Raw genomic sequence first — 3195 nt, 5'->3', positions numbered from 1 at the left:
TAACTATCTATGATTAATAATTTTATTCTGCGCTTTTTAGTGATTCTATCATATCTATATTACCAAATTCTCTGTACATAACTAGATTTACAATTATTGAAAAGAAAATTGTAAGTAACACTGAATATACAAAATATATAGGGTCAATCTTTCTCATAAACATCATTACATTAGTCTCTGCAGCATTAATTACAAAATTGTTCAGGAGTATTCCCACATATATTCCAGTTAAACTGCCTATTACCGTTAGTATGATGTTTTCACGATATATATATAATGCAAGTTCGTTATCGTAAAATCCTAAAAGCTTTATTGTAGATAATTCTCTTATTCTTTCATTTATATTTATATTTGTAAGATTATATATTACAACAAAAGCAAGAACGCCAGCTGATATTATTAATATCATAACCACTGAATTTATACTCTTTGTGGTTTTATTAAAATCAAAATGGCTTTTATTTTTATAACTTACAGCTCCTACATTTTTTATGGAAGTTAGTATTTTAGTTGTACTAAGTTCAGCGCTATCTGAAGTTGATTTTATAAGTCCATAAAAACCATTAAACTTTAAGGTGTCTCCTGTTAGTTTTTTATAATAATCAGAGCTCATGTAAATGTAATGTTGCAAGTAATGTTCTGTTACGCCAGTAATTTCAGCTTTAACCACTTTATCATTCATGGTTATTTCCAGTGTATCTCCTATTTTTTTATTGGTAAGTTTTGATAATTTTTGTGTAATAATTATGCCATTTCCAGTAAGGTTTAGTTTTGCGTCCTTCATTGAAAGATTAATATAATTATTAATTTCCTCTTCATTTTCTGTAACTATCACAAATGCATCTTCTTTACCAGATTTATTAAGATTCACTGTTCCATTCTTGGTATATGTGAATAAAACTGATTTTACGTTATCATCTTCCATTATTTTAGCTTTAGTTATGTTTTTCTCATTAGGATCCATGTCACTGCTAAGAGTTGACACCATATCATACGTATATATCTTTGTAAATTGACTTTCTACAGCCCCTGTTATTCCTGACTTAAGTCCAAAACCCGTTATCATGAGGCCTGTGCAGGTAGCTATTCCAATTACTGTCATGAAAAATCTCTGTTTATATCTGAATATATTTCTTGTAGTAACTTTGTTTGTGAAACTTAATCTTTTCCATATAAAAGTTACTTTTTCCAGCAATACAGTCTTCCCAGCCTTTGGTGGCTTAGGTCTCATGAGTGATGCTGGTTCTTGCCTTAATTCTTCAAGGGTTGCAAGAGCCGCCGCTAAAGTAGTAAACAATATAGCAATTAACGAAGATTGCATTGCAAGATTTACGTTAAATGGTGTTAGTGAATATGGAATAGAATAAAGCGTCGCATACGCATTCATAATAAGTGGAGGAAAAAGCCTAAATCCAAAGGATACCCCTATTATGCTCCCAGTTATACTAGCTGTTAATGCATAGATTAAATAATGAGAAACTATGGCCATTCTTGAATATCCCAGGGCCTTAAAAGTTCCTATTTCAGTTCTATTTTCCCCAACCATCCTTGTCATAGTTGTAAGACTAACTAAAGCTGCCACGAGGAAAAATATAAGTGGAAATGATTTACCTATGTTATCTATTCTGTCACTGTCCTGTCTATAAGTTTCATATCCTACGTTATCACTACGTCCTAGCACATAGAAGTCAGGCTCTTCAATGTCATTGATTTTATCTTTACTCTTCTTAATTTCTGCTTCTCCATCTTTTATTTTAATATTTGCTTTGTCTTCTTCAGACTTTAATTTCAGTAAGTTTTGATCAATTTGTTTCTCACCGTCTTGGAGTTTTTTACTCCCTGCTTCTAAATCTAACTTCCCTTGTTTAATTAATTTTTCCTGCTTACCTAATTCATTTAAGCCCATGTCTATTTGCGACTTTGAACTATCAAAGTTATTTCTTAAAAGTTCAATATCAATAAAAGGCTTGATTTGTTCTAGTACTGAATTAGTTTTTAGCGAATTGTACATGCTGTCAAAATCTTTTCCCACAATATTTTTAACATAAATTTCATTTATTCCATTATACTGAGTTTTATAGATCTCATTACTAGGATCAGACTCGGATTGTTTTTTCGCTTCCGAAACTTTTACTGCCATTGAGGATGAAATATTATTAGCTGCTTGTTTTTTTCCAAGGTTAAGATCCAACTGGCTTTTTACAAGTTTTCTTTTCCCTTCTTCAATTTGAATTTTCCCCTGCGCCTCTTTTTTATTAAAAACACTTTGGTTTTTTGCTAGATCAGCTTTACCCTGACTAATTTCTGCTTTTGCCTCATTTATAGTTTTGTAACCTTCAGAAAATTTATCCCCTGCTTCTTTTTTCGATGCATTTAATTTTTCTTCTGCAGTATTTATCTTACTTTGCGCATCTCGTAAAACCTTCGAATATCTAACTTTACTTCTAATAATTCCAAGGTCTTTAAGATTTTGTTCTATACTCTTAGAATTTTTTTTATAATCTTCATTTAGAAGAAGGCTATTTTTTGACTGTTCAATATTAGATTTTACATATATCTCTGTAAATATCTCACTTTTGAATACATCAGGTATTATATATATAAATCCTTTAACTGATCCATTTCCCACAGAGCTTAACTGTCTTTGAGCTGATAAATAAAGAGGTGACAGTGCGGTTCCTACTATTTTAAATGTACTATTTTTTAAGTCATCACCTATTTTAGTATCGATTCCTGATTTTAGTTCTATTTCAGCCCCTATCTTAAATTTGTTTTCTTTTAAAAATCCAGCTTCAACTACTGCTTCATTATTATTTTGGGCCATTCTTCCTGTGATGATTTTCACATTATTTATGCCTTCCGTAGAAGGAATTGAATTAACATTAACCACTAGCTCTCGCTTATCTTTTGCAACTACTGCATCTAATGAGAATGACCCCTTGGCGCTTTTTATATCTTTTAGTTTTTGTACTTCTAATACATCATCCTCTGTTAGTCCAAGTGTAGAAATTAACTTAAAGTCCATAAATTTTGTTTCACTAAAATAAAAGTCTACCGATTCTTTCATATCTGGGCTAGTAGCTCTAACCCCTGCATAAAAAGCTACTCCCATTGCAATAATTATTACAATAGATAAAAATCTTGAAAGTGTCTTTCTTATATCCCTAAATAAATTTTTAAAAAATGTTTTCCTCA

The 3195-nt window shown here is 30.9% G+C and carries 1 protein-coding gene; it reads right to left on the bottom strand.

All coding sequences use genetic code 11. The features are described from left to right. Positions 1-22: 22 nt before the first annotated feature. On the bottom strand, positions 23-3195 hold a 3173-nt coding region (locus ACJAX4_RS23095), incomplete at its 5' end, for an FtsX-like permease family protein (protein WP_435791788.1).

It is taken from the genome of Clostridium sp., assembly GCF_051278035.1.
Lineage (GTDB): Bacteria > Bacillota > Clostridia > Clostridiales > Clostridiaceae > Clostridium_AD.
This window is presented reverse-complemented; position numbering and strand designations above follow the sequence as displayed.